Origin of the sequence: Prevotella sp. P5-64 (genome assembly GCF_002251285.1) — a bacterium.
Taxonomy (GTDB): Bacteria; Bacteroidota; Bacteroidia; order Bacteroidales; family Bacteroidaceae; genus Prevotella.
In genome coordinates, this window is the sequence record NZ_NPJK01000008.1 from 1 (window position 1) to 1,566 (window position 1,566).

Sequence of the window (1,566 nt, forward strand, 5' to 3'; positions counted from 1 at the left end):
CAAAACTTGAGGGCAAACGTGTCGGGCTGGTCCGCATGGATAGCGGTTTCTTTGCGAAGGAAATACTTGACTATCTGGAAATGAAAGGGTTACACTATATCATTGCCTGCCGTTTCAACAATCGTATAAAGTACAGTCTCACCCATGAACGCAAATGGATAGAGCTAACAGACGGATTGGAAATATCCGAAACCATCTATCAGGCAAACGGTTGGGAGAAGCCTAGACGCATTGTGATGGTCAGGCAAGAAATAGACAAGCGCCCCAAAGCTGCAGGAAAGCAAATCAAGCAACTGGAGCTTTTTGAGGATGAGCAGGATTTCGGAAAATACCGATACAGCTGCTTTGTAACAGACCTTGACCTGCCGGCCAAGATTGTATATGACTCATATCGCGGAAGAGCGGATTCTGAGAATAGGATAAAAGAATTGAAGAATGATTTCTCCATCGATGACTTTGTCACAAATAACTTCTGGGCAACAGAGGCATGTGGGAATTTCATTGTTATGGCATATAACTTTATGTCGTTGTTCAGACATGCGCTGATCAATTCCAACAAGAAGAAATTTCTGAAGACTATCCGATACGAGTTGATATCGACGCCAGCCTATCTGGGAAAAACAAAAGACAAGCACATCCTATATTTGGCTAGATCACTAAAAACACGACAATCATTCTTATCTATATGGGAAAAATTAAAGGATTTCTCTTTGCCGTACGACACAGAGAAATCCTAATGACCGATTTGGGTTAAACAATCTCTCAAACAAGCCCTGTGAAATATATCCTTTGTCTGCGAATAATTTTCCGAACACATTATCACTCAATCTGTTAAACACATCTATATTTCTATCGTCAACATTCGCTTTCGTAAGCATAAAGTTAAGCAGTTCACCTCTCTCATTACATATCAGGTGCAACTTGAAACCGAAATACCATCCCATGGTACTCTTACCTCTTTCTGCATAACCACGGAATACCTTGTTCCTTGTTATGCGCTTGTTGTGGCATACGGGAATGCATGTGCTGTCAATGAAACTTATACCCGTGCATCTACCAAAGCAAAACAGTTGAAGGAACAGCATCATTTCAACCGAGACTCTTGATTCGAGTTCAACAAAGCGATTATATGAGAGCTGCTTGGGGAACAAGTCGCACAAGTGCATCTTGACATAGAAGAGGTAATAATGCTTAAAGTTGCGGAAAGTGTTGAAATGAAAACAGATGAGTATTGTCATAATTTCCGAGCGACTCATAGTCCATGTACGATTGCGGTGCTTACGCCCGTCCGGCTCACAAATGGACATGCGTGCAATTTCTTTATCATATTCTTGACAAAACTCATCGATAATACAGAAAATTTCTGTAATTTTGTCCTTGGTAATCTCCATAACTATAGTATCCTTTAACCCAAATCGGTCATTAGAAAAAGTTTCTTGTCATTTTCTAATGACCGCCATTAGAAAAACAGCTTTGTATATGCTTGATTTATAAATATTTACTAACTTTACCACGAAAAAAAGAATATACTCCGATGCGAAACTGTGACATAAAGTTTGTAAATAA

At 39.7% G+C, this 1,566-nt stretch carries 1 protein-coding gene and 1 pseudogene; one reads left to right on the forward strand and one right to left on the reverse strand.

Translation table 11 applies throughout. The annotated features are described in order from the left end of the window. A partial coding sequence (locus CIK87_RS01875) for a transposase (protein ID WP_144008070.1) occupies window positions 1-737 on the forward strand: 737 nt, incomplete at its 5' end. 12 nt (window positions 738-749) lie between these two features. Here the strand turns inward: CIK87_RS01875 and CIK87_RS01880 are convergent. Next, window positions 750-1,391: pseudogene (locus tag CIK87_RS01880) on the reverse strand (IS982 family transposase); the annotation flags it as partial. Window positions 1,392-1,566: the final 175 nt, after the last annotated feature.